The organism is Gluconobacter kondonii, assembly GCF_002723995.1.
Taxonomy (GTDB): Bacteria; Pseudomonadota; Alphaproteobacteria; order Acetobacterales; family Acetobacteraceae; genus Gluconobacter; species Gluconobacter kondonii.
This window is the reverse complement of record NZ_BEWP01000004.1, coordinates 1-23,962: the sequence shown is the minus strand read 5'-3', so window position 1 is coordinate 23,962 and position 23,962 is coordinate 1. Positions and strand designations below refer to the sequence as shown.

Genomic DNA, 23,962 nt, shown 5'->3' with positions numbered 1-23,962 from the left:
ATCAGTGACTCACCCGACCAAGCTGGACTTCGGTATCACTGGCGATTTCCGTAATGACGGTGCCGTCGTCCTGCGTGACGAGGCGGACGCGCTTGGCGCCCTGCTGACGCGCGACGATCAGGCTCTCGCTGACCATGTCCTCGATGGAGCGGACAAGATCGCGCGCACTGGCGCCGGTGCCGAGGTTCTTCTGTTTCATCATGACCTGGAACAGGACACCAGCGTCGATACCGCCGGTTTCTACATGCAGACCGTAACCCTCGATCATGGCTTCGATTTCCAGTGCGGCGACGCGGGCGAGATCCAGACCACGCAGGGCACGGAAAATAAAAATCCGGTCCAGACGGTTGAGAACCTCGGGCGCGAAGCCGGATTTGCGCAGAGCTTCGACCGATTCGGCGCGCATTTTCTCAGGCTCGTTGGCGAGGCGATCAGAGATTTCGGTCAGGGCTTCGGTGGCGATATTGGATGTCAGCATGAAGATCGCGCGCGTGGTCGAGACCTGCTCGCCGGTGGAGGCCTCCGTGACGTGGCCATCATTCCATGCGGTCAGGAACTTCTTGAAGACGTCTGGATGGGCCTTTTCGATTTCGTCGAGCAGGACCACGGCGTCCGGATGGTCTTTGAGGCCGCCGGTGAGTTTGCCGAACGTGTCGGAGCCGACATAGCCCTTGGGCGAGCCGAAAAGCTGCGTTGCGGCATGGGCGCTGGACATCTGCGTCATGTCGAAATGCAGCAGGGGGCGTTCCATCTGTTTCGCCATCTGTTTGGCGAGATAGGTCTTGCCGGTACCCGGAGGGCCGGCGAGCAGGAAAATCCCCACGGGCTTGCCACGGACCTGAAGGGCCAGACGGCGGCGCATCTGCTGGGCGATATCCTCGCAGACCTGATCCTGTCCGATGACGCGGGCGCGAAGGGACGCGGCCAGTTCGTCGGCGTCGAGAACGGTTTCGCGCTGTTCGCGGGCCATGAGCTCTTCAAGGGCTCCGCGGTTCGTCAGACGGCTGAGAACATCCATGATGAGACCTTTCCTGCGGCGCAGTCCGCGACGCGCCAGTTTTTCGGCTGATGTTTCATACGCCAGCCCCGTGACTGCCAGAAGGGCGCTGACGCCTGCCAGCGGAAGATAAAAACGCCGTCCCCATTCGATGGCGGCCCACAGCCCGTTCAGCGACAGGTGTAGCATGACCGCGACCTGAATCACCGCCAGAATAAGGAAGGCGGCCATCATCAGCGGCATGGCCCGGTTGAGCATGGGCACGAGAGACTTGAACACCGGGCAGTTCCTTACTGGACGATCACATTGAGCAGGACGCGCTGGTCGAGCGTCGTCAGGGCAGGCAGGGCTTCGGGGCCAAGGGCTGTGAGGGCGCCAACGATCAGGGCAGGCGCATGCGGGATACTGACCGGGGCGATGAGGATCTGTCCGGCTTCGACAATCGGAATAATGAGACGCTGGAACCTGCCGTTCAGGATCACGCGTTGTGTCAGGCCTGAAACGGTGACGTCAATGGTCTGACCGACAGCACCGGAAGCGTCCAGAACCGGCATTTCTACGAGGCGCATCTTGCCATCTTTTACGGCTGCCAGGATACGGGCGCGGTCAGCCGGGCTGAAACCGCTCTTGGCCAGCGCGGCAGGGGCCTTTGCGGGCGGTAACATCGAGAGCTGAACCGCGGCGGTCTGGGCCGCGGGGACGGCTGGCACGTTCTGGGACGGTGGGGCCACAGCGGGGGCAAGGGGTGTGGCCGTATTATGCGTGTAGAAAAAAGCGCCGGCCCCGACTGTCAGGGCCGCGATCAGGCCACCTCCACCCCACAGAGCCCGGCTCCGGGAAGCGGGATCTGCGGGCAGAGGCTGCGGGCGCGGTTCTGGACGGGGATCGGGCTGGACGGTCATTTCGAAACTATCTCACTCCTGACAGCGTCCGAAGACAAGGGCTTTCGAGGCATCGGAATGTAAACAAATCTTTCGACTCGCCGAATGGACAAGCTGTTCAGGAATAAAGGGATTTGCCTTCCTCTTGCGTCTTGAGGGGAGGTGACTTACATAAGGCACATTCCATTCATCTTCCGCTCATTTGGGGGGTGGCCCTGACGGGCCGCCTTTTTTGTCTTGTCTCAGCAGCACGCCTCTTCCGACATCGAACTGCCTCACCTTACGGGGCTGGAAGCCCGTATCGCGGAACGGATCGCGCCGACCCTGGCCGATCTGGGCTACGAACTCGTGCGTCTTTCGGTGCTGGGGCGCGATACTCCGACGATCCAGATCATGGCGGACCGTGCGAACGGCTCCCTGATTTCGGTGGAAGACTGCGAACAGATCAGTCACGCCGTCGGCGCCATTCTGGACGTTGACGATCCGATCCCCGGTGCATGGATGCTGGAAGTGTCGTCCTCCGGGATCGATCGTCCGCTGACGCGCGCCAAGGACTGGGAACGATTCGCAGGGCATCTGGCGAAGGCGGAACTGGACGTGCCGCTCAATGGCCGTCGCCGCTTCTCGGGGACTGTTATGGGCGCGCGGGATGGCAATGCCCTCATCCGTCTGGATGACGGAACCGAGGCGGTTCTGCCGCTGACGGATATCCGCAAGGCCCGTCTGGTCCTGACCGATGCGTTGATCGAGGCGAGCGCTGCTCTTGCAGGGCTCAATCCTGAAGGGGAAGATGGCGGCGAAGCGCGCCAGGCGCCCAAACTGAATCCGAAAAAGCCGGGAAAGAAGTGATGACCCGTCTCATGCTGGCTGGAGGTCCGATCTGATGGACACGTCTGTTACACGTCCCGAACTGCTGCTGGTTGCTGATGCAGTCTCCCGCGAGAAGAATATCGACCGGGAGGAAGTGCTCGAAGCGATGGAGCAGGCCATCCAGAAGGCTGGCCGCGCAAAGTACGGGCATGAAAAGGACATCCGCGCGACGATTGATCGCAAGAGCGGTGAAGTCCGTCTGAGCCGCTGGACCGAGGCGGTCGAGCAGGTCGAGAACGAAGACACGCAGATCCCGCTGCATATCGCCCGGAAGTTCCAGCCGGAAATCAAGGCTGGCGAACATCTGGTCGATCCGCTGCCGCCGATTGATTTTGGGCGTATTGCCGCACAGACGGCCAAGCAGGTCATCGTACAGCGCGTGCGCGAATATGAGCGCAAGCGCCAGTATAATGAGTTCAAGGACCGCGTAGGCGAGATCGTCAACGGGACCGTCAAGCGGACCGAGTACGGCAATCTCATGGTGGAAATCGGTCATACCGAAGCCCTGCTGCGTCGTGATGAGCTGATCCCCCGCGAATCCTTCCGCAACTCTGATCGCATCCGCGCCTATATTTATGACGTGCGTGACGAGCCGCGTGGCCCGCAGATTTTCCTGTCCCGGACGCATCCGGCCTTCCTTGCTAAGCTGTTTGCGCAGGAAGTTCCGGAAATCTATGACGGGATCATCGAAATCAAGGCTGTGTCCCGTGATCCGGGGTCGCGCGCCAAGATGGCCGTGATTTCGCGCGATGCCGCGATTGATCCGGTGGGTGCCTGCGTGGGTATGCGTGGCTCCCGCGTTCAGGCCGTCGTGGCCGAACTGCAGGGCGAGAAAATCGACATCATTCCCTGGAGCCCGCAGGCCGCGACGTTCGTCGTTAATGCGCTGGCGCCTGCTGAAGTCAGCAAGGTGGTGATGGATGAGGAAGCTGGCCGCGTTGAAGTCGTGGTGCCGGATGAGCAGCTTTCGCTGGCCATCGGTCGTCGTGGACAAAACGTGCGTCTGGCCAGTCAGCTGACCCGCTGGGACATCGACATTCTGACGGAGGCCGAGGAATCGGAGCGTCGTCAGGAAGAATTCCGCAAGCGCTCCTCGCAGTTCGTCGAGGCGCTGGATGTCGATGACGTGATTGCGGGTCTGCTGGTGACAGAAGGCTTCCACTCCATCGAGGAGCTGGCCTACACGGATCCAGGTGAGTTGAACGATATCGAAGGCTTTGACGAGAGCGTGGCTGAAGAGCTCATGCATCGCGCCAATGACTATCTTGCCAGCAAGGAGCAGGCTCTGGACGATCAGCGCAAGGCGCTGGGCGTTACGGACGACGTGGCCGAGCTGGGCACCTTTACGAACCAGATGCTGGTGACGCTGGGTGAGAAAGGCGTGAAGACGCTCGACGATCTGGCGGATCTCGCAGGTGACGAACTGGTGGAGATCCTCGGTGACGAGGCTATCGACGAGGATGCCGCCAATGAGATCATCATGGCAGCCCGTGCGCACTGGTTCGATGGCGAAGAAGCCGACTCGGTAAAAACGGAAAACGATGACGGGGAGTCGACCGACGTCTGATCTTTCTGATACTGATAATGGTCCCGTTCGTGGTGCTCTAGGGCGTCGCGGCTCGGAGCGGCGATGCCTCGTAACGCGAGAGCTGAAGCCGCCCGAAAGCATGATCCGCTTCGTGGTCAGCCCCGATAACCGGGTTGTCCCCGACCTCGCCGGAAAACTTCCGGGCCGGGGAATGTGGTTGAGTGCCAGCCGGGATGTGTTAGATAGCGCCCGAACACGACAGGCTTTCGCCAGAGCGGCAAAGGCTCAGGTGTCCGTACCGGAAAACCTTGCCGATCTTGTTGGCGGGGCTCTGGTGCAGCGGATGCTGGATGCAGTCAGTCTGGCCCGGAGAGCCGGTCAGACGGTCTGTGGGTTTCAGAAATGCCGGGAGTGGCTTACCTCCGGCAGGGTAGGGGTGGTGATCCGTTCGGAAAGTGCAAGTCCGGACGAATTTTCCAGACTGGTGTCGGGCCGGCGTTCTCTGCCGGTTGTGACAGTTCCCGATCGGGTCCTGGAATCGGCGTTCAGCCGGGACCGGGCGGTCTATGCGGTGATGGCGCCCGGTGCGCTGGCACAGCGCCTGATCGCCGAACATGAGAGATTTTCGGGAGTGGCAGGACGTCCGCTCCCAGACCCTGAAGGGGTCAGTAAGGAACAGGCGGAACTATGAGCGACGGCAACGAGCGCAACCAGGACGGAAACAACACCCCATCGCAGGGCGGCGAACAGACCAGAAGCAGCCGCCTGTCGCTTCGCCCCGCTGGACGACCGGAGGTCGGGCGTACGGTGGATGCTGGCTCTGTGCGTCAGAGCTTCAGTCATGGCCGTTCTAAGGTCGTGCAGGTTGAGGTGCGTAAACCCAAGCGCAATGCTACTGGCCCAGGTGCCGGTGCAGCAGCCCGTGGTGGTCGCGCAGGTGGCCGCGCCCTAACGGCAGCCGAACTGGCAACGCGCCAGCGCGCTCTGGAAGGGCAGCGTCAGGCTGCGGCTGAAGAAGCGGCACGGCGCGAAGAAGAGAAGATTCAGATCATGTCTGCCGCCGAGGCTGCGCGTCGCGCCGCTGAGGAAGAGCGTCTGATTGCCGAACAGAAAGCGGCGGAAATCGCTGCTCTGAAGGAAAGCGAACAGCAGGCTGCGCGGGAACAGGCTGCTGCCGAAGCTGCTGCACGTGCTGCGGAACAGGCTGCTGCTGAAGCTGCCGCGCGCGAAGCAGAGGAAGCCGAGCGTTCGGCTCCGCTGGACCCTCGTACGCATTCGACCGGTGGTGTGCAGCTTGCCGCTCCGGTTCAGCGTCTGCGTCCGCTGGCCGAGCGCGCCATCATGCCGCCGCGTCCGGTTCAGCCGTCGCGTCCTGCACCCTCTGCTGCGCCTGCTGCCCGCAATAACGAGACACTTCATCTGCGTTCCGGCGCAGCCGCCGCTGGTGGTGAGGACGAGCGTCGTCCTGCACCCCGTCGTACGGGTCCGGGGGCGCCTCCTGCACCGGCACGTCGTCCGTCGGCACCGTCCCGCAAGGCCGGTGGCAGCGATCGTCGCTCGGGACGTATCGACGTCCGCGCTGCGATCGAAGGTGATGACGACAAGACGCGTTCGCTGGCTTCGGTCCGCCGTCAGCGCGATCGCGAGCGTCGTCAGGCCGAACTGGAGCGTCTGCGTTCCGATCAGGTCCGCGTCGTGCGTGATGTCATCGTGCCGGAAACCATCACGGTGGCAGAACTGGCCAACCGCATGGCGTCCCGTCAAGGTGAAGTCATTAAGGCACTCATGAAAATGGGCGTCATGGCGACGGCTGCGCAGAGCATCGATGGCGACACGGCGGAGCTGGTGGTTGAGGAATTCGGCCATCGCATCAAGCGTGTTTCCGAGAGCGACGTCGAAATCGGTATCGAAGGCGTGGAAGACAGCGCCGACGAACTGCTGCCGCGCGCTCCGGTCGTGACGGTCATGGGTCATGTCGATCACGGCAAGACCTCCCTGCTCGATGCGCTCCGCACCACGGATGTGGCGGCGAGCGAGGCCGGTGGCATCACGCAGCATATCGGCGCGTATCAGATCACGGCTCCGTCGGGGAAGAAAATCACCTTCATCGACACGCCGGGTCATGAGGCCTTCACCTCCATGCGTGCCCGCGGTGCGTCCGTCACCGATATCGTGGTGCTGGTCGTGGCAGCCGATGATGGTGTGATGCCGCAGACGATCGAAGCCATCAAGCATGCCAAGGCGGCTAATGCTCCGATCATCGTGGCGATCAACAAGATCGACAAGCCGGGTGCCAATCCGAACCGTGTCCGTCAGGAACTGCTGAGCCACGAGATCGTGGTCGAGGAAATGGGCGGCGACACCCAGGACGTCGAGGTTTCGGCTCTCAAGCGGACCGGATTGGACAAGCTGGAAGAGTGCATTCTGCTTCAGTCCGAGATGCTGGATCTGCGAGCCAATCCGGACCGCGTTGCCGAAGGTGTGGTGATCGAAAGCCGTCTGGATCGTGGACGTGGCCCTGTGGCTTCCGTTCTCGTCCAGAAGGGCACGCTGCGTCGGGGCGACATTCTAGTGGCTGGCTCTGAATGGGGTCGTGTCCGTGCGGTGCTTGATGACCGTGGGCGTCAGCTCAAGGATGCCGGTCCGTCCATGCCGGTCGAAGTTCTCGGCCTGACGGGTGTTCCGGGTGCGGGTGAGCCGTTCGTCGTTGTCGAAAACGATGCCCGGGCCCGTGAGATCAGCGAGTTCCGTCAGCGGAAGATCAAGGACAAGGAAGCAGCTTCGCAGGTTGCCGCCCGTGGTACCCTCGATCAGATGCTGGCCCGAATTCAGGCTGGTGTGCAGAAGGAGGTTGCTCTCCTCGTCAAGGCAGACGTTCAGGGTTCTGCGGAAGCGATTTCCGCGACGGTACAGAAGCTGGCCCATGAGGAAGTTGCGATTCGCGTTCTGAACGCCAGTGTCGGTCAGATCACGGAAAGCGACATCCAGCTTGCCAAGGCTTCGGACGCCATCATCGTGGCGTTCAATGTCCGTGCTACCACGCAGGCCCGTGAACTGGCCCAGCGTGAGGGCGTGGATATCCGCTACTACTCGATCATCTATCAGGTGGCGGACGATGTGGAGCAGCTGGTCAAGGGCAAGGTTGCACCCAAGCATCGCGAGAAGTTCCTAGGATACGCCGAGATCCGCCAGGTCTTCAACATCACCAAGACCGGCAAGGTCGCGGGTTGCTATGTCACGGAAGGCCTCGTCAAGCGCGGCTGTGGCGTGCGTCTGCTGCGTGACAACGTGGTTATTCATGAAGGCGAGCTGAGCCAGCTCAAGCGCTTCAAGGATGACGTCAAGGAAGTGGCGCGCGGTTACGAGTGTGGCCTGTCGTTTGCGGGTTACAATGACCTGCGCGAAGGCGACGTCGTCGAGTGCTACGAAATGGAAGTGATCCCAGCTTGAGTTCGCGTTCCAAACATGACCTGAAGGGCCCCGCTGGCGTCACTGCTCAGGGGCCCAGCACCCGCCAGCTCCGGGTCGCCGAAGAGGTTCGCCGTGTTCTGGCGGAGCTGTTCGCCCGGACGGAGTTCCGTGATCCGGAACTTCTGGACGTGCGGATCACGGTTACGGAAGTCCGTATCTCTCCGGATTTCAGACACGCCACGGCTTTCGTGACGCGTCTGGGGCGGAGCGATGTGGAGGTTTTGCTGCCTGCCCTGAAGCGGGTAGCACCGTTCCTGAGAACGGGGCTGTCCAAAGCCCTCAATCTCCGGACGGTTCCGGAAATCCACTTCCAGCCCGATACGGCGCTTGATAACGCCATGGAACTCGACGAGATCATGCGGTCTCCGGAAGTCCGGCGGGATCTGGAAAAAGATCCGGAATAATTTTTTAAAAACGCTCCTCCCGTCCGGTGAGGGGCGTTTTTTGCATTCTGCCCCCTTGCTGGTCTATCAGCGGCCTTCACGAGCAAGGACGGGATGTATGGGCAGGAAACGTGGACGCGATATCGACGGGTGGCTGATTCTGGACAAGCCGCTGGGTCCGACCTCCACGGATATGGTCAATAAACTCCGTTGGGCGTTTGATGCAAAAAAAGCCGGGCATGGCGGGACTCTCGATCCACTAGCCTCCGGTGTCCTGCCGATTGCGTTCGGCAAGGCGACGCGGACCATTCCTTACATCATGGATGCGACAAAGCGTTATCGTTTCACGCTGACCTTTGGGGAAAGCCGCACGACGGACGATCTTGAGGGCGAGGTTCTGGCGACGTCGCCGAACCGTCCGACCGATGAGCAGATTCTTGCCGTTCTGCCCGCGTTGACAGGTAATGTCATGCAGGTGCCTCCCGTGTTTTCGGCGCTTCGGGTCGGGGGAGAGCGGGCCTATGATATGGCGCGCGCAGGTCGTCCGCCCGAGCTTCCGCCCCGTCCGGCGCGGATCGATTCGATAACGCTGGTGGAACGTCCGGATGCGGATACGGCCGTTTTTGACGTGCAGTCGGGCAAAGGCGTCTATATGCGCTCGCTGGCGCGGGACATTGCGCTGGCCTGTGGAACGGTCGGGCATATTTCGGTGCTGCGGCGGACGAAGTGCGGACCGTTCGATCTGAGCCACGCCCTGACGATCGATCAGATATCACTGGACAAATCGACTCAAACTGTGGACAACGCCGATGCTCTTCCGGCTCCTCTGCTGGATGCGGCGACCGCGCTGGTCGACATCCCGGCGCTGGCCGTCACCGATGCGGAGGGAAGGATGCTTGTCTGGGGGCAGTCGATAGACCCTTCGGACCTCGTGCATCCTCTGCCGGCATCGTCACAGGGGGAAGACCATCTGTGGCGCGCGATGATCGGAGAGCACGTGCTGGGTCTGTGTCATGTCCGTCATGGGCGGCTCAGGGCAGCGCGGATGCTGGAAAACCACGAGTTTTTTGGAGAACACGATGTCGATTACCGCAGAACGCCGCACGGCACTGATTTCTGAGTACAAGCAGAGCGAGACGGATACGGGTTCGCCGGAAGTACAGGTTGCCATCCTGTCCGAGCGTATCGTCAACCTGACCGAGCACCTCAAGACCCACAAGAAGGACTTCCACTCCCGTCGTGGTCTTCTGATGATGGTCGGCCAGCGTCGTAGCCTGCTGGACTATCTGAAGCGCAAGGACCAGGCCCGTTACCAGAGCCTGATCGAGCGTCTCGGCCTGCGTCGCTGAGTTGATCTGTCCGGGAGCACGCTCCCGGACACTCCCGCCATCGCCTGTCCGGCGGTGCGGGTGCGCGACCGGCGTTTCAGGCCACATGGTGTCGTGCCGGGGACTTCCCGCCATCACCGCCATGCCGTCCGAAACGCTGCTCCGCCACCTGCCGGATACCCGGAGATGGTTTCACCCTTAATTTGGGAAAACATGCATGTTTGATTATTTCCGCAAGGAAATCGAATGGGCCGGACGCCCCCTGATCCTGGAGACCGGCAAGGTCGCACGCCAGGCAGACGGCGCCGTCATGATCACTTATGGCGATACGGTTGTGCTCTGCACCGCCGTTGGCGCCAAGAGCGTCAAGCCGGGACAGGACTTCTTCCCGCTGACGGTCAACTATCAGGAAAAGGCTTACGCTGCCGGCAAGATCCCGGGTGGGTTCTTCAAGCGTGAAGGCCGTCCGTCCGAAGCTGAAGTCCTGAACGCCCGTCTGATCGATCGTCCGATCCGTCCGCTGTTCCCGGAAAACTTCCGCAACGAAGTCCAGATCACCGCAACGGTTCTGAGCTACGACAACGAGAACGATCCGGCTCTCGTGTCGCTGATCGGTTGCTCGGCTGCTCTGACGCTTTCCGGTATTCCGTTCTTCGGCCCGGTTGCCTGCGCCCGTATCGGCCGCATCGATGGCAAGCTGGTCGTGAACCCGGTTCATGACGAACTCAAGGACAGCACGCTCGACCTGATGGTCGCCGGTACGGCCGAAGGCGTGCTGATGGTCGAATCCGAAGCCAGCGAGCTTTCGGAAGAGACGATGCTTGAAGCCGTCACGCTGGGACACACGTCCTTCCAGCCGGTCATCGATGCCATCATCGCGCTGGCCGAGCACGCTGCAAAAGCTCCGTGGGATCTGCCGTCGCTGACGAAGGAAGAAATCGCTCTTCGCAAGCGCGTCGAGAAGGTCGGCAACAAGCTGATGGCGGACGCTTACAAGGAGCGTCAGAAGCAGGCCCGTTACAAGAAGGTTGCCGAAGCCAAGGACCGGATCAACGAGATCCTGACCGAGGAAGGTCTGGACGTCGAACTCGCCAAGCCGATGCTCAAGGAGCTTGAGGCGCAGGTCGTTCGCGGCTCCATCCTTAAGACGGGCATCCGCATTGATGGCCGTGACCTGAAGACGGTCCGTCCGATCCTTGCCGAAGTCGGCATCCTGCCGCGCGCTCATGGATCGTCCCTGTTCACGCGTGGTGAGACGCAGGCCCTTGTGGTTGCAACGCTCGGCACGGGTCAGGACGAGCAGATCATCGACGCGCTGGAAGGGGAATACCGTTCCAACTTCATGCTGCACTACAACTTCCCGCCGTATTCGGTTGGTGAGTGCGGTCGCATGGGCTCCCCGGGGCGTCGTGAGATCGGTCACGGCAAGCTGGCATGGCGCGCGATTCATCCGCTGCTGCCGACCAAGGAAGCCTTCCCGTACACGATGCGCGTTGTCTCCGAGATCACGGAAAGCAACGGTTCGTCCTCCATGGCGACTGTTTGCGGCTCTTCGCTTGCGCTGATGGATGCGGGCGTTCCGCTGCCGCGTCCGGTGGCTGGCATTGCCATGGGTCTGATCAAGGAAGACCGTGGCTACGCCGTTCTGTCCGACATCCTTGGTGACGAAGATCACCTCGGCGACATGGACTTCAAGGTGGCCGGTACGGCTGACGGCGTGACCGCGCTTCAGATGGACATCAAGATCACGTCCATCACGCCTGAAATCATGAAGATCGCGCTGGAGCAGGCCCGTGAAGGCCGGATCCATATCCTTGGCGAAATGTCCAAGGCGCTGACGGAAGGCCGTTCGGATGTTTCGGGAAATGCCCCGAAGATCACGACGATTTCCGTGCCGAAGGAAAAGATCCGCGACGTGATCGGTTCCGGTGGCAAGGTGATCCGCGAGATCGTCGAATATTCGGGTGCAAAGGTCGATATCGGCGACGATGGCACCGTGACGATCGCCGCTGCGAACGACGAGCAGGCCCAGAAGGCCATCTCCCGGATCGAAGGCATTGTCGCCGAGCCGGAAATCGGCCGCATCTATGACGGTAAGGTCGTCAAGACCGCCGATTTCGGTGCGTTCGTGAACTTCCTTGGCCCGCGTGACGGTCTGGTTCACATTTCCGAACTGGCTGAAGGCCGCGTTGCGAAGACGTCCGATGTCGTCAAGCAGGGCGATGCCGTAAAGGTCAAGGTTATCGGGTTCGATGATCGTGGCAAGGTCAAGCTCTCCATGAGGGTTGTCGATCAGGCCACGGGTGCCGATATCACGGAGAGCGTGGGGGCCCGACCGGCCCGTCCGCCCCGTCGCGACGCCGAGTGAGTGTTGGGGCGGGGCTCACAAGGCCCCGCCCTTTTTTTTCTGAGTTTCGGAGACAGCCAGTCCCCATGAAATCTATTGATACCCTCCGTTTTGGTGGTCAGGACGTGCTGCCTCTGATCGAAGGGGGCAAAGGTGTCTCCGTCTCTACGGGCGTCTCGGCCGGACACTGGGCCGCTGCGGGCGGGATTGGCACCATTTCGGCTGTCAATGCGGACAGCTACGATCAGGACGGTCATCCGGTTCCGCAGGTCTATCATGGTCGCACGCGCCGCGAGCGCCAGCAGGAACTGATCCGCTACGCGATTGATGGCGGTATCGCGCAGGCGAAGATCGCTCACGAGATTTCGGGCGGCAGAGGCCGGATCAACGTCAATATCCTTTGGGAAATGGGCGGGGCTGAAGAGGTCATCACCGGGATTCTCGAAGGCGCTCCGGGGCTGGTGCATGGCGTGACCTGTGGTGCGGGCATGCCGTATCGTTTGTCCGACATCGCGGTTCGCTTCGGCATTCCCTATTATCCGATCGTCTCTTCGGGACGGGCGTTCAACGCTCTGTGGCGGCGTGCGTACAGCAAGGCGCCCGAACTGCTGGGTGGCGTTGTTTACGAAGATCCGTGGCGTGCGGGTGGCCATAATGGTCTGTCCAACACGGAAAATCCCTTTTCGCCGGAAGATCCGTATCCGCGCGTTCTCGAACTGCGCCGTGTCATGCGGAATTATGGTCTGGGCGAGACGCCGATCATCATGGCCGGTGGCGTCTGGCATCTTGAAGACTGGCAGGACTGGATCGGAAACCCAGAGCTGGGGCCGATTGTATTCCAGTTCGGAACCCGACCGCTTCTGACGCAGGAAAGCCCGATTCCCGAAGGCTGGAAGCGCCGTCTGCTGACGTTGAAGAAGGGGGATGTGTATCTCAACCGCTTCTCCCCGACCGGTTTCTATTCTTCGGCCGTTCGCAACAGCTTCATGCAGGATCTGTGCGACCGCTCGGAGCGTCAGGTGCCGTACAGTCAGGAAGCTGGCGACGGCTATGACGCGTCCTACGGCGTTGGAGCCCGCAAGCGTGAGGTTTTCGTTCCTGCCGCCGATCGTCCGCGGATTGCAGAGTGGGAAGCCGCGGGCTTCACCGAGGCTCTGCGGACGCCGGACGATACGCTGATCTTCGTGACGCCCGAAAGCGCGCGCGAAATCCTTGCCGACCAGACGGCCTGCATGGGATGCCTTTCGCAGTGCCGCTTCTCCAACTGGATGCAGCGCGAGCCGTATACCAACGGCCAGAAGGCGGATCCGCGCTCTTTCTGCATTCAGAAGACGCTCCAGACCATTTCCCATATTCCGCCCGGCGCGGATGAGGATAATGTGGTCGACCATAACCTTATGTTCGGCGGCACGAATGCGTGGCGTTTCGGAACTGACCCGTTCTACGCGAACGGCTTTGTCCCGACGGTCAGCCAGCTCGTGGAGCGTATTCTGACCGGTCTCTGATGGCCTCTGACCCGCCGCTTCTCCGCCAGACGCCTTCCTCCCGCGCCTCACAGGGGCGGGAGAGACCGTTTGATTTTCTGAAGCAGTTTCTGGCGCGTCATTCGGTTCCCGTAAGCCCGGAGCAGATTGCTCCGGCAGAAGGAACCCGGGCGGCGGTGGCGACGGTCGTGGCGCTGCTTCCTGCGATTTATGAACATCAGGCCGTTCTGGCCTGGGCTGGCTTTGCCGCCTTCTGGAGCTGTCTGATCGAGCCGGGGGGCACGGCGCGCGAGCAGTTTCGTATTCTTGGACTTTTTACGGCGTGCGGCACGATCCTTGGGGGCGTGACGTCGCTAATTGCGGTGTATCCGCTCTGGGGTGTGCTGCCCTGGCTTGTGCTGACCGGCCTGATGGCGGGTCTGGCCAGGGCGCTGTCGCCGTCTATTGCGTTGCTCTGTGCGCTGCTGAGTTGCGTCATGCTGGCGGGCACCGGGTTTCCGGCACATAGATTTCAGGACGCTCTCGTCGTTGCTCTTGCGTTTGGGAGCGGGGGACTCTGGGCGGCATTTCTGTGCCTCGTGGTCTGGCCTCAGCATCCTTACGCCCCTGCGCGGCGGGCTGTTGGAGCCTGTTACCGGCTGCTGTCGGTCATGGCGGGCGAGATCGCAGCGGGGCGACTTCAGGAAACCGTACACCGGCAGAATGTGCGTACGGCCATCGAGCGGGCCCGGGGGCTGGCGCTTCAGATCGATGCCGGACATGCGAGTTACGGTATGCGCGGGCGGCTGATGGCTTCGCTGGCCGGGGCTGAGCGTCTGTTTACCGCCATGTTGGCCGTCGAACATCTTGTCGAGACCCGTGGGCTGGACTTTGAAGCGCGGGGTACGCTGGCGGCTTTTTCGGCCCTGTGTCAGCACGCGAGCGACGCGGCGCTCGAACCTTCGCCTGATCTTGAACATCTGGCCGCTGAAGGGCTGGCGCTGGCGGGGACTATTCCTGCCACGGCGGGACCGGTTGGCGAGCTTGTGGCGACCAGTGCGCGGACATTGGGAACACTGGCCGAAGGACTGGCGCAGAAGGCGCGACTACCGTTCGATGGGGAGTTGCCACGCCATGCGGCGCGGCTGACTCCGACGATCTGGCAACATGCGCTGCGTCTCGTGGTGGGTCTGCTGGCGACCTATCTGACGAGCTGGTGGCTGAATCTGGATTATGGTTTCTGGGCGCTGGTCGCAGTGCTTCTGGTGATCCAGCCTTCCGGTCAGACAACGCTGGTGCGGGCGTTGGAGCGTGTTCTGGGGACGCTGGGTGGAGGCGTACTTGCGCTGTTGCTGACGCCGTTTCTACCGGGTTCTGCGCAGATGCTGGCGGCGGTGGCGCTCTTCGTGATCGGGGCGATCGCGATGCGCGCTGTCAATTATACGATGCTGGTCGTGTTCATCAGCGCGCAGTTCATTGTCGTGACAGAAATGCTCATGCCGTCGCAAGGCATTGCGTGGATGCGGGTGCTGGATAATACGCTCGGCAGTGTCATCGGACTGCTGTGTGCGTTCATGGTCTGCCCGCAGCGACGGGGGCAGGACATGGATGGCCTGTTGCAGGCGGCAGTGATCGGCAATCTACGGTATGTTTCGGCTGTGTTGAAGCGGGAAGATCCCGTGACAACAGATCGCGTCCAACGTCAGGCCGGGATCGATACCACACGGGCCGAGTTTGCTCGTGGCTCACTTCCCGTTCTGGGCGGGGTTTCGGCAGTGGGAGAACGCGCGACGCAGGCTCATGCCCTGTTGCGGGCGCTACGTCGTCTGAGCGGGGAGGCGACGTTGCTGCGGTTCGATATTTCGGCTGGGTTATGTGAGGGCGATGCGCAGGCCGGGGAGCACTGGAGTGCTACGGCTGCGGCGCTTGAGGCGGGCGCACCCTTCGCAGACATTGCCCAGAAGATCGAGAATGGAGACGTCATGGCCGAGATCGCCGCTCTGGAGCGTGCGGGACGTAAGATGTCTGATCCCGGAGGCGGATCAGCGCCTCCGGTTTTCATGAGCAGATATGATAGGGTTCAGCGGCGCCCACCGGGGCCATGACCGCCACCGGGTCCACGACCGCCCTGGCCACCGCCATGGTTACCAACGCCCATTCCTCCGCCGCCTGGCCTTCCCGGTCCCTGACCGCCTCCGGGTCTTCCGCCACCAGGTCCCTGTCCGGGGGCACCTTCGGGCCTGCCGTTGGGTCTACCCTGTCCACCCGGACCATGGCCGGGTCCTCCAGGCCGGGGGCCGGGACGTACGCCGGGAGGCCGCCCCGGACCGCGTCCGGGATAGGGGCCAACGTAATAACCCGGTCCCCAGCCCCATCCTGGGCCCCATGTGCTGCCCCAGCCGCGATTATAGGTGCTGCTGTAATAGCCCCCGCCGCCATAATAGGAACCGTATTGGCCGGGGCCGCCATATTCATAGTCACCGCAGCCCGACAGCATTCCCAGAAGGCAGAGCGTACTGCCAAGGCGCAGGAAGGTTTTTGTTGTCCAACGGGTCATTTCGCATCTCCTGCCGCGCTGGGATCATGCCATTCCATGACGCCAAAAACGGCGCCGCTCGGGTCGGCGAGGACGGCGATCATGCTGTTCTGATGATCGGGATGGGGTTGCACGAGAACACGCCCTCCAAGCTGCACGGCTTTTTCGGCGGCACTTCCGACGCTGTCCACCTGAACGAAGCCGATCCAGCGCGCACTCGCATCCGCAGGCAGGCGCGCCGGGAGGGGATTGACGGTCGCACGGGCGATGGACTGTGAGTCCAGAATATAGTGCTGGTGCGTGTCGGGCGGAGGCGCGTCTTCAACCTGATAGCCGAAGAGTTTCTGGTAGAATCCTGCGCTGGCTGCGGGAGCTGGGGTCAGAATTGCATGCCAGATCCAGTCGCCCTGAACCGTGTCGTCCGTATCGTCACGGTCGCCGTGAGGGGTGTGCAGAGCGGCGAAAAGCGCGCCTTGCGGGTCGGCGATGATGGCCTGCTCGCCACGGCCCGGAACAACGGTCGGGCGGTACAGGATTTTTCCGCCCCACTGGAGCGATTCCTTGGCCACTGTCGGGACGTCGAGTGCCGAAATGAACGGAAGCCAGAGCGGCTGGGGCGGGTTATTCGTATCGGGGAGGGGACGTTCGACCAGTCCGGCTACGACATGGCCATTGACCAACGCCTCGGCATAATGGCCGCGCGAGACGGGGCGGTCCTGAAAATTCCAACCCAGAAGCGCGCCATAAAAGGCCTTGGCTTTGGGCAGATCGGGCGTTGTGAGCTGTGTGTAGACGATCTTGCCGGGCAGGGTTTTTGAGAGCGCGGCTGGCGTTTCAGCAGTGTTGGCTGTCTGTGCAAGCGCATCGGAAGCGAAAGCTGTCAGGCTGATACTGAGAGTGAGGGCTGCTGACAGCGTGACGGCGACCGTGCCTGTTCGGGAAAGGCGGGAAAAGGGCGGCAAAGGCGGCACTCCTTCTGTTCTGATCTGCACGGTGCGTCTTCGGGACGATCGGCAGGCCGGAGGGGAGCATCCTGTGGCTCCCTGCAATAAAGGCATGACGTTTCACGTCCCATTCCGTTCCCGGAATGCAGCAAAAATGTGGCGAGGCCCTGAGGGCCAGATCTTGGAGGGTCAGATCAGGGCGAGTTCGGCCAGCTCCTTCCGAAGCTGTGGCGGGAGATCGGCAATACCGTCATGACCAAGGCTGCTGCCCAGATCGGGGGGCGCGTCCTTGGGGTCCAGATAGCGCCAGCCCTGAAAGGGCCGCATCGGACGTGGCTGGACCGGGATGATTTCGTCGGACACGACGATCAGCGTGCCTGTGCTGCCGTCCGCGTGCTGGGCGCTTTCCAGACCGATGATGGGCTGGCGGCACAGGACCATGCCATCCATCACGCGATACAGGGAGCCGCCGTCCAGAACCTCCTCGGCCCGTTTGGGCATGGTGCGGGTCTGGACGGTGGCGTGGCCGTTGAGGCGGTAGTGGTTCAGCCGCTCGCGCAGGACTTCGATGCTCGGGCAGCCGACGGCCAGTTTGATGATGTTCAGCATAGGTGTCGGATGCCCTCCTTCAAGCTCTTAGTGCGTGCTTGGTCAGTGTGTACCGGGGGCGTTCTGGGACTGCGAGACGAACTCGTTGATGAAGCGCGTCTTGTCGATCGACTGCACGATCTTCACCTTCCGCAGACCCATACCTTTCGGAGCGGTTGAATCCGGCCAGATATGGGCGTGTCCGTAATCCATCCCGTGGTCGATATTGACGTTCATGATGGCCGTGACGGATTTCGTGATCAGTGTCGGATCAACGGCGACGGCGGAGGTCAGTTCATCCCACAGCGGCAAGGGCGCCTGATACTTTTTCAGATAATCCGTGACGGCGTTGTGCTTTGCGTCGATGCGGTTTGCCAGTTCGGGCGTCATCATGATGTCGTTCGAGACGTTGCCGACGCAGGTGATGGCGGGCCATGGCGCCGTCAGGGCGATCTGGGCGGCTTCGGGGTCCATGATCAGGTTGAAGTCGGAGGCGAAATCGGCGTTGCCGGTGACGGACATCATGCTGGCATCGAGCAGGCCGCCCATGAAGACGAGCTGTTTGGCGGTTTCGGCGAAAGTCGGGTCGATCCGGATGGCGAGGGCGAGGTTCGTCAGCGGACCTGCGGCGATGATCGTAACTTGATGCGGATGGGCGTGGACCTCACGGATCAGGAATATGGCGGCCGGAAGCGCGTCGGCGGTGGTATGGGGGGCGCCTTCAGTCAGCTTGCGGACGGGCGGCTGTGTGGCCGGGACGTGTTCGATGGAGCCAAGGCCACCCCATGCGCCCTTCCACGGAATAATGCCGAACTGCTGTTCACGCAGTTTCGTCTCAGCGACGGTGTTGACCAGTGGTGTGGTCGCGCCATCGGCGACAGGGATCTGTGTCTGGCGGGCGATTTCCAGAAAGCGCAGGGCATGCGCCGTGCCCGCGTTTTCCCAGTCATCGCCGACGACGGACGTCAGGCCGAGCAGTGTCACGCCGGGGCGGTTGAGCAAGGGAATGATGGACTGGATGTTGGAGCCGCCCGGACCGAGGAAGTCGTTGTCGAGTACGACGTAATTCGGAGCGGGAGCGGCCGTCGCAGCAGAAAGCGGGGCGAGTATGGTGCAGGTAGCCAGAAGGGCAGAGAGAATGGATCGGCGCATGGTCTCTTCCAGATAGATTAAGACCGGATCATGCCCTCAAGTGACGAGGCGCGCCAGTATCGCTTCAAGACGAAGCCGTCCTTCGCCCGTCGCGCGCAGGATACCGCTGTCCCGTTCGAGGTAGTTTTCCTCGATGCAGGCGTCAAGCAGGGCAGGGTCCACGCAACCCAGAAGGGCGCGGCCCGTGCGGGCGGCGAAGGCCGCCTCGTCGATGCCTTCAGACAGGCGCAGGCTCATCAACAGGGCTTCGCGGCCTTTTTCTTCCGGCGTGAGAAGGGTTTCTTCGGTACTGCCGGAGCCGGTCTTTTCAACCCGTTCGGCCCAGGGTTCGGGCGCGCGGTGACGGCGGGTGGCATACAATTCGCCGTCCAGCGTCAGGCGCCCATGAGCGCCGGGGCCGATGCCGATATAGTCCGCATAGCGCCAGTAGGTCAGGTTATGGCGGCTCTCGGCACCGGGGCGGGCATAGTTCGAAACTTCATAGGGCAGCAGGCCGTGACGGGCAGCGATGTCGCCCGTCAGGTCATAAAGGCGTGCGGCAGTGTCTTCATCGGGCAGGGTGAGTTCGCCGCGCCGGTGCATGGCTTCGAACTTGGTGCCGGGTTCGATGGTGAGCTGGTACAGCGACAGGTGATCGGCCACGAGGTCGAGCGCTGTGGTCAGTTCGTCCGTCCAGTCGGCGTCGCTCTGGCCGGGGCGGGCGTAGATCAGGTCGAAGGAAATGCGCGGGAACAGGGTTCGGGCGGTTTCGAGCGCGCGGATGGCCTGTGTGGCGGAATGTTCGCGGCCGAGCTTGTGCAGCGCATCGTCCCGCAGGCTTTGCACGCCGAGCGAGACGCGGTTGACCCCGGCCTGGCGGAATGCCGCGAATTTTCCGGCCTCGACGCTGGTCGGATTGGCTTCGAGCGTGATTTCCAGATCGTTTTCGGCGTCGAACAGGCGGTGTGCGTCTTCAATCAGGGCTGCAACGGTCTCGGGGGCCATCAGCGAGGGCGTGCCACCGCCGAAAAAGATCGAACGCAGGGGGCGTTTGACGCCATCGCGGGTCAGGCGAGCGGCATCATGGGCGAGTTCGCGGCGCAGGGCTGTGGCGAAGCGCTGCTGCGGGATCACCTCCCGGACATGGGAGTTGAAATCGCAGTAGGGGCACTTCGCCAGACAGAACGGCCAGTGGATGTAGAGGGAAAGCGGCTCGGCCAAAGGACGGGAGGTCAAATGGCGATCCGGACGCCGAATTCCACCACGCGGTCAGGCGGGATGCGCAGGAACTCGGTCGTGGAGGCCGCATTGCGCTGGAGCAGGAGGAAGATCCACATGCGCCAGAGTTGCATCTTCGGCACGCGGGAGCGGACGACGAGTTCATGCGATGTGAAATAGGAGGCCTGAATGGCGTCGAACGCCACGCCGAGCGCGTTCAGTTCCAGCAGGGCGCGGGGGAGATTGGGCATCTCCATGAAGCCGTAGCGGACGATGACGCGGTGAATGTTGGGGGCCAGTTCCTGAACAATGGCGCGGTGGCCGCGCTCGGCTTCCGGCTGGTCGAGGTTCTGGACCGTCACGAACAGGATGTGATCGTGCAGGACCTTGTTGTGCTTGAGGTTATGCAGCAGCGAGTTCGGCACGATATCGGGATTGGCAGTCAGGAAGACGGCCAGACCGGGAACACGGATCGTGCGGGACTGCGGCAGACGCGCGAGGAAAGAGCCCATCGGCATGGAATCCGCCTGTTGACGGGCGGCGATGAGGCTGCGTCCGCGCTTCCAGGTGGTCATGATGATGGTGCTGATGATGCCGATCGCCAGCGGGACCCAGCCGCCATCGGGGATCTTGAGCACGTTTGCCGAGAAGAAAATGCTGTCCACGATGAAGAAGAAGCCGAAAACGATCGCGACCGTGGCGGTCTTCCATTTGAAGACGCGGCGGAACACCACCATTGCCAGCACGCAGGTGCACAGGAACGTCCCTGTCACAGCAATGCCGTAAGCGGCGGCGAGGGCCGAGGACGTGCGGAACGACAGCACCAGAACCAGCGCGCCAAAGGCCAGAATCCAGTTCAGCGACGGCAGATAGATCTGCGCTTCTTCCGATGCATTGGTGTGCATGATGCGGGTGCGGGGCAGGTAGCCGAGCTGAATGAGCTGACGGCATAGCGAGAAGCTGCCCGAGATACCGGCCTGCGAGGCGATCACGGTTGCGAAGGTCGCAAGGATCAGCATCGGGATCTGCGCCCAGTGCGGCACCAGAAGATAGAACGGGTTGGACAGGGCATGCGGATTATGGATCAGCAGGGCGGCCTGTCCGAAATAGTTCAGCGTCAGCGATGGCAGGACGAAGAACAGCCACGCCTTGCGGATCGGGGCGCGTCCGAAATGGCCCATATCGGCGTACAGCGCCTCTGCACCCGTGACGGACAGCACGACCGAACCGAGAGCGATGAACGACAGATAGCCGTGCATAATGATGAATTCGAGCGCGAAGGTCGGCGACAGGGCGAGCAGAATATGGGGGTAGAGAAAGATCCCCTTGATGCCGAGAATGGCGAGAACCGCAAACCAGATCACCATGATCGGGCCGAAAGCTTTGCCGATTTTGCCCGTTCCCAGAACCTGAACCGAGAACAGTCCGATCAGCACGATGATGGCCAGTGGAATGATGATGTGACTCGCCGAGGGCACGGAGGTTTCGATGCCTTCCACGGCCGAAAGCACTGAAATAGCCGGGGTGATGATACTGTCGCCGAAGAACAGGCAGGTGCCAGCAATGCCCACAAGGCCGAACAGCCATCGGAAATGCTGCGACTTGCAGACGCGCTGGGCGAGGGACATGAGGGCGATGATGCCGCCTTCGCCGTCATGGTCGGCCCGCATGATGAGGATGACGTATTTGATGGTGACGATGAGCATCAGCGCCCAGAACGTCAGGCTCGCAAGCCCCATGATTTCCCAAGGTTGGGCGGGCATCTTGGGGGAACTGACAATGCTGACGGAGGATTGCAGCGCATAGAGTGGGCTTGTGCCGATATCGCCGTAAACCACGCCCAGAACCGTAAGCAGCGCGCCCATGCCGGCGGGGCGCTTGTGGCTGGAACCGTCATCTTCGCCACCGATCTCGTGGGTATGGCCTTCCGAACGGGCCTGCTCGATCGTCTGGACGACGTCGCCGGAGTCGTTGGGAGTCCCTACGCCATGAGGAGAGTTGGAGGCGCGGTCACCGTCATGTTCAGGCATTGCTGGTTCCATTTACGGGCGTCAGTAGAGTGCCGTCATCTCCTGTCGCAGCACTCGTCAAGCGTGCTCCACATCACGGCAACTTCCCCTCATGACAAGATTTCTGCGACGGACGCAAGCCGTGCGTCAGGATTGTGGCGCGGGACGGCTTCCGAAAATGGCGGTTCCTACCCGGACGAGCGTTGCGTTTTCGGCAATGGCGGTTTCAAAATCCGCGGACATCCCCATCGAGAGCACCGGCAGTCCATGCCGTTTGGCGGTTCTGCGCAGGAAGTGGAAATGGGGCGCAGGGTCTTCATCCTCGGGGGGGATGCACATCAGCCCCCGGATTTTCGGGCCGAATTTTTCAAGGGAGGCTTCGATGAACGCATCGGCTTCGTTGCGCGGAATGCCGGATTTCTGCGGTTCGTTGCCCGTATTGACCTGAACGAGAAGGTCGGGGAGACGCCCGGCTTTCTGCGCGGCCTTTTCAATGGCGTCCGACAGGGACGGACGGTCGAGGCTCTCGATCACGTCCGCGATCTGGCAGGCTTCGAGGGCCTTGTTGGTCTGAAGGCCGCCGATGATGTGCAGGCGCAGATCCGGGAAATATTCGCGAAGCTGCGGAAATTTGGAGGCGGCTTCCTGCACACGGTTTTCCCCGAACAGGCGCTGACCGGCTTTCAGTGCGGCTTCGACGCTCTCGATCGGGTGGAACTTGCTGACGGCCACGAGAGACACGTCCGCCTCTGCGCGCCCGGCTTTTTCGCAGGCCTGAGCGATACGATGACGGATGGCGGCGAGGTTTTGGGCAATAAGATCGGACATGTCGGGAGAAGACGCCATTGCGTCCGTGGCCGCAAGATGCGATTTCGGCAGGATGCGAGAGATCGATAGCCTGTCATGACCCAGCCCCCATCCAACAAGCCTCCCCGCAATCCGGCTTCCGGAACCCGGAATGGTGCGCCCCGCCGCCCGCAAGGGTCGTCACAGGGTGGCCGTACGCCGCAGCGTCGTCCTGCGCCGGACCCGACGCGCGATCTTGCCTTCGATATTGTCTGTGGGGTGGTCGAGCATCGCCGGATGCTGGAGACAACGCTGGATCGTGCGGGACAAGGACTGGACCCGCGGGATCGCGCCTCGGCCCATCGTCTGGCGGCGACGACATTGCGTCATCTGGGCAGTATGACCGAACTGCTTCAGCCGCTATTGCGCCGCGAACCGCCCGAGCCGGTGCGTTGTGCGCTGCTGATGGGCGTGGCGCAGTTGCTGCATCTCGAAACGCCGCCCCATGCGGCGGTCGGGACGATCGTGGATCTGTTGCGCCGTCGCGGTCTGGCGCCGTTCGCGGGGCTGGCCAATGCCGTGCTGCGACGTGTTTCGCGTGAGGGACAGGAGCTTTTGGATGGTCTGGACGTGGACCGGCTGGATGTGCCGCCCTGGTTGTGGAGTGCGTGGGGTAAACGGGCGCGGGCGATTTCGCGCGGCCTGCATCGTGAGGCGCCGCTGGATCTGACATTGCGTCCAGGAGCAATCGCACCGGAAGGTGGCGAGGTCCTGCCGACAGGGTCCGTCCGTTATCCGGCCGGGACGCGCATCACGACGCTGGAAGGCTTCGAGGACGGCGCGTTTTGGGCGCAGGACGTGGCGGCCACGATGCCGGTGAAGCTGATGGGCGATGTGTCGGGCAAGACCGTTGTGGATCTGTGTGCGGCACCGGGCGGCAAGACGGCCCAGCTTGCAACGGCGGGCGCGCAGGTCGTGGCGGTCGAGCGTGAGGAAGTGCGGGCGCAGCGGCTTGAAGAAAATATCGCACGGCTGAAGCTGTCGGCGAAGACGGTTGTGGCGGATGCTGCCACATGGCGTCCGGACGTTCCGGTGGACATGGTTCTGCTCGATGCGCCGTGTTCAGCGACGGGTACGCTGCGCCGTCATCCAGACGTGTTGTGGATCAAGCGCCCGCGTGACGTGACGGCGCTGGCGGAAGGTCAGGATGCGCTGATTGATGCCGCGCATGAAATGCTCAAGCCGGGTGGCGTGCTGCTTTATGCAGTCTGCTCGCTTCAGGACGAGGAAGGTCCGGAGCGGATCAAGGCAGCGATTGCGCGTGGTGGCTGGAAGTTCGATCCGTTTTCGGAAGCGGAACTGGCCGATATGGCCGTTGCCCGGACATGGGACGGGATGTTCCGCACCCATCCGGGCCTGTGGAGCGAACTTGGCGGCATGGACGGCTTCTTTGCCGCGCGCCTGATCAAGGTCTGAGGCCGG

At 62.2% G+C, this 23,962-nt stretch carries 20 protein-coding genes; 11 read left to right on the top strand and 9 right to left on the bottom strand.

Annotation, left to right across the window (positions count from 1 at the left end; translation table 11 throughout):
- Position 1 precedes the first annotated feature (1 nt).
- Positions 2-1,255 carry an AAA family ATPase gene (locus tag GKO01_RS05490; protein WP_099286325.1) on the bottom strand — a complete coding sequence of 418 codons (1,254 nt, stop codon included), beginning with the start codon at positions 1,253-1,255 and terminating at the stop codon, positions 2-4.
- 32 nt (positions 1,256-1,287) lie between these two features.
- Positions 1,288-1,899: a hypothetical protein gene (locus GKO01_RS05485; RefSeq protein ID WP_099286151.1), complete on the bottom strand. Its 612-nt coding sequence runs from the start codon at positions 1,897-1,899 to the stop codon at positions 1,288-1,290.
- Between the two features lie 216 nt (positions 1,900-2,115).
- Here GKO01_RS05485 and rimP point away from each other — a divergent pair, with 216 nt between their 5' ends.
- The 10 genes from rimP to GKO01_RS05435 all read left to right on the top strand — a co-directional run bounded on the left by rimP (position 2,116) and on the right by GKO01_RS05435 (position 15,373).
- The gene (rimP, locus tag GKO01_RS05480; protein WP_099286150.1) at positions 2,116-2,727 is read left to right on the top strand and encodes a ribosome maturation factor RimP; all 612 of its coding nucleotides are present in this window, start codon (positions 2,116-2,118) and stop codon (positions 2,725-2,727) included.
- Positions 2,728-2,761: 34 nt separating this feature from the next.
- Positions 2,762-4,315, top strand: coding sequence for a transcription termination factor NusA (gene nusA / locus GKO01_RS05475; RefSeq protein ID WP_099286149.1), 1,554 nt, complete (start codon positions 2,762-2,764; stop codon positions 4,313-4,315).
- Positions 4,290-4,967 (top strand): RNA-binding protein, encoded by a 678-nt coding sequence (locus GKO01_RS05470; protein ID WP_099286148.1) that lies wholly within the window; start codon positions 4,290-4,292, stop codon positions 4,965-4,967. The genes nusA and GKO01_RS05470 overlap by 26 nt, the downstream gene beginning before the upstream one ends.
- Positions 4,964-7,726: a translation initiation factor IF-2 gene (gene infB / locus GKO01_RS05465; RefSeq protein ID WP_099286147.1), complete on the top strand. Its 2,763-nt coding sequence runs from the start codon at positions 4,964-4,966 to the stop codon at positions 7,724-7,726. Before GKO01_RS05470 ends, infB begins: the two co-directional genes overlap by 4 nt.
- Entirely contained in the window at positions 7,723-8,151 is a 429-nt protein-coding gene (gene rbfA, locus GKO01_RS05460) for a 30S ribosome-binding factor RbfA (RefSeq protein WP_174694247.1), read from the top strand. Before infB ends, rbfA begins: the two co-directional genes overlap by 4 nt.
- A gap of 97 nt (positions 8,152-8,248) precedes the next feature.
- Positions 8,249-9,250, top strand: a complete 1,002-nt coding sequence (gene truB / locus GKO01_RS05455) for a tRNA pseudouridine(55) synthase TruB (RefSeq protein ID WP_099286146.1) — start codon at positions 8,249-8,251, stop codon at positions 9,248-9,250.
- Positions 9,210-9,479, top strand: coding sequence for a 30S ribosomal protein S15 (gene rpsO, locus GKO01_RS05450; protein WP_011253110.1), 270 nt, complete (start codon positions 9,210-9,212; stop codon positions 9,477-9,479). Before truB ends, rpsO begins: the two co-directional genes overlap by 41 nt.
- Before the next feature lie 196 nt (positions 9,480-9,675).
- The gene (gene pnp / locus GKO01_RS05445; protein ID WP_099286145.1) at positions 9,676-11,826 is read left to right on the top strand and encodes a polyribonucleotide nucleotidyltransferase; all 2,151 of its coding nucleotides are present in this window, start codon (positions 9,676-9,678) and stop codon (positions 11,824-11,826) included.
- 65 nt (positions 11,827-11,891) lie between these two features.
- Positions 11,892-13,310, top strand: a complete 1,419-nt coding sequence (locus tag GKO01_RS05440) for an NAD(P)H-dependent flavin oxidoreductase (RefSeq protein WP_099286144.1) — start codon at positions 11,892-11,894, stop codon at positions 13,308-13,310.
- Positions 13,310-15,373: an FUSC family protein gene (locus GKO01_RS05435; RefSeq protein ID WP_099286143.1), complete on the top strand. Its 2,064-nt coding sequence runs from the start codon at positions 13,310-13,312 to the stop codon at positions 15,371-15,373. The genes GKO01_RS05440 and GKO01_RS05435 overlap by 1 nt, the downstream gene beginning before the upstream one ends.
- Here the strand turns inward: GKO01_RS05435 and GKO01_RS15925 are convergent.
- The 7 genes from GKO01_RS15925 to GKO01_RS05405 form a co-directional block, all read right to left on the bottom strand.
- Positions 15,349-15,825 carry a hypothetical protein gene (locus tag GKO01_RS15925; RefSeq protein WP_167383435.1) on the bottom strand — a complete coding sequence of 159 codons (477 nt, stop codon included), beginning with the start codon at positions 15,823-15,825 and terminating at the stop codon, positions 15,349-15,351. The two genes, GKO01_RS05435 and GKO01_RS15925, sit on opposite strands and share 25 nt — an antisense overlap.
- A complete protein-coding gene (locus GKO01_RS05430) occupies positions 15,822-16,796 on the bottom strand; it encodes a VOC family protein (RefSeq protein ID WP_244901341.1) in 975 nt (324 codons plus the stop codon). Before GKO01_RS05430 ends, GKO01_RS15925 begins: the two co-directional genes overlap by 4 nt.
- 141 nt (positions 16,797-16,937) lie before the next feature.
- The gene (locus GKO01_RS05425) at positions 16,938-17,357 is read right to left on the bottom strand and encodes a DUF1489 family protein (protein ID WP_099286142.1); all 420 of its coding nucleotides are present in this window, start codon (positions 17,355-17,357) and stop codon (positions 16,938-16,940) included.
- A 42-nt stretch (positions 17,358-17,399) separates the two neighbouring features.
- Positions 17,400-18,488, bottom strand: coding sequence for a nucleoside hydrolase (locus GKO01_RS05420; RefSeq protein WP_099286141.1), 1,089 nt, complete (start codon positions 18,486-18,488; stop codon positions 17,400-17,402).
- Between the two features lie 36 nt (positions 18,489-18,524).
- Positions 18,525-19,688, bottom strand: a complete 1,164-nt coding sequence (hemW, locus tag GKO01_RS05415; RefSeq protein WP_099286322.1) for a radical SAM family heme chaperone HemW — start codon at positions 19,686-19,688, stop codon at positions 18,525-18,527.
- A gap of 11 nt (positions 19,689-19,699) precedes the next feature.
- Complete coding sequence (locus tag GKO01_RS05410) at positions 19,700-21,727, bottom strand: potassium transporter Kup (protein ID WP_099286140.1); 2,028 nt, start codon at positions 21,725-21,727, stop codon at positions 19,700-19,702.
- A gap of 114 nt (positions 21,728-21,841) precedes the next feature.
- Entirely contained in the window at positions 21,842-22,540 is a 699-nt protein-coding gene (locus GKO01_RS05405) for a YggS family pyridoxal phosphate-dependent enzyme (protein WP_099286139.1), read from the bottom strand.
- A 57-nt stretch (positions 22,541-22,597) separates the two neighbouring features.
- On the opposite strand from GKO01_RS05405, the gene GKO01_RS05400 reads away from it, so the two are divergent.
- Complete coding sequence (locus GKO01_RS05400; protein ID WP_099286138.1) at positions 22,598-23,956, top strand: RsmB/NOP family class I SAM-dependent RNA methyltransferase; 1,359 nt, start codon at positions 22,598-22,600, stop codon at positions 23,954-23,956.
- The last annotated feature ends 6 nt before the right edge of the window (positions 23,957-23,962 follow it).

Excerpts from the sequence above, each read along its gene's own strand:
- GKO01_RS05490 (WP_099286325.1), bottom strand. The coding sequence starts at position 1,255 with ATGCTCAACCGGGCCATGCCGCTGATGATGGCCGCCTTCCTTATTCTG.
- GKO01_RS05485 (WP_099286151.1), bottom strand. The coding sequence starts at position 1,899 with ATGACCGTCCAGCCCGATCCCCGTCCAGAACCGCGCCCGCAGCCTCTG.
- nusA (WP_099286149.1), top strand. The coding sequence starts at position 2,762 with ATGGACACGTCTGTTACACGTCCCGAACTGCTGCTGGTTGCTGATGCA.
- GKO01_RS05470 (WP_099286148.1), top strand. The coding sequence starts at position 4,290 with ATGACGGGGAGTCGACCGACGTCTGATCTTTCTGATACTGATAATGGT.
- infB (WP_099286147.1), top strand. The coding sequence starts at position 4,964 with ATGAGCGACGGCAACGAGCGCAACCAGGACGGAAACAACACCCCATCG.
- truB (WP_099286146.1), top strand. The coding sequence starts at position 8,249 with ATGGGCAGGAAACGTGGACGCGATATCGACGGGTGGCTGATTCTGGAC.
- rpsO (WP_011253110.1), top strand. The coding sequence starts at position 9,210 with ATGTCGATTACCGCAGAACGCCGCACGGCACTGATTTCTGAGTACAAG.
- pnp (WP_099286145.1), top strand. The coding sequence starts at position 9,676 with ATGTTTGATTATTTCCGCAAGGAAATCGAATGGGCCGGACGCCCCCTG.
- GKO01_RS05440 (WP_099286144.1), top strand. The coding sequence starts at position 11,892 with ATGAAATCTATTGATACCCTCCGTTTTGGTGGTCAGGACGTGCTGCCT.
- GKO01_RS05435 (WP_099286143.1), top strand. The coding sequence starts at position 13,310 with ATGGCCTCTGACCCGCCGCTTCTCCGCCAGACGCCTTCCTCCCGCGCC.
- GKO01_RS15925 (WP_167383435.1), bottom strand. The coding sequence starts at position 15,825 with ATGACCCGTTGGACAACAAAAACCTTCCTGCGCCTTGGCAGTACGCTC.
- GKO01_RS05425 (WP_099286142.1), bottom strand. The coding sequence starts at position 17,357 with ATGCTGAACATCATCAAACTGGCCGTCGGCTGCCCGAGCATCGAAGTC.
- GKO01_RS05420 (WP_099286141.1), bottom strand. The coding sequence starts at position 18,488 with ATGCGCCGATCCATTCTCTCTGCCCTTCTGGCTACCTGCACCATACTC.
- GKO01_RS05410 (WP_099286140.1), bottom strand. The coding sequence starts at position 21,727 with ATGGAACCAGCAATGCCTGAACATGACGGTGACCGCGCCTCCAACTCT.
- GKO01_RS05405 (WP_099286139.1), bottom strand. The coding sequence starts at position 22,540 with ATGGCGTCTTCTCCCGACATGTCCGATCTTATTGCCCAAAACCTCGCC.
- GKO01_RS05400 (WP_099286138.1), top strand. The coding sequence starts at position 22,598 with ATGACCCAGCCCCCATCCAACAAGCCTCCCCGCAATCCGGCTTCCGGA.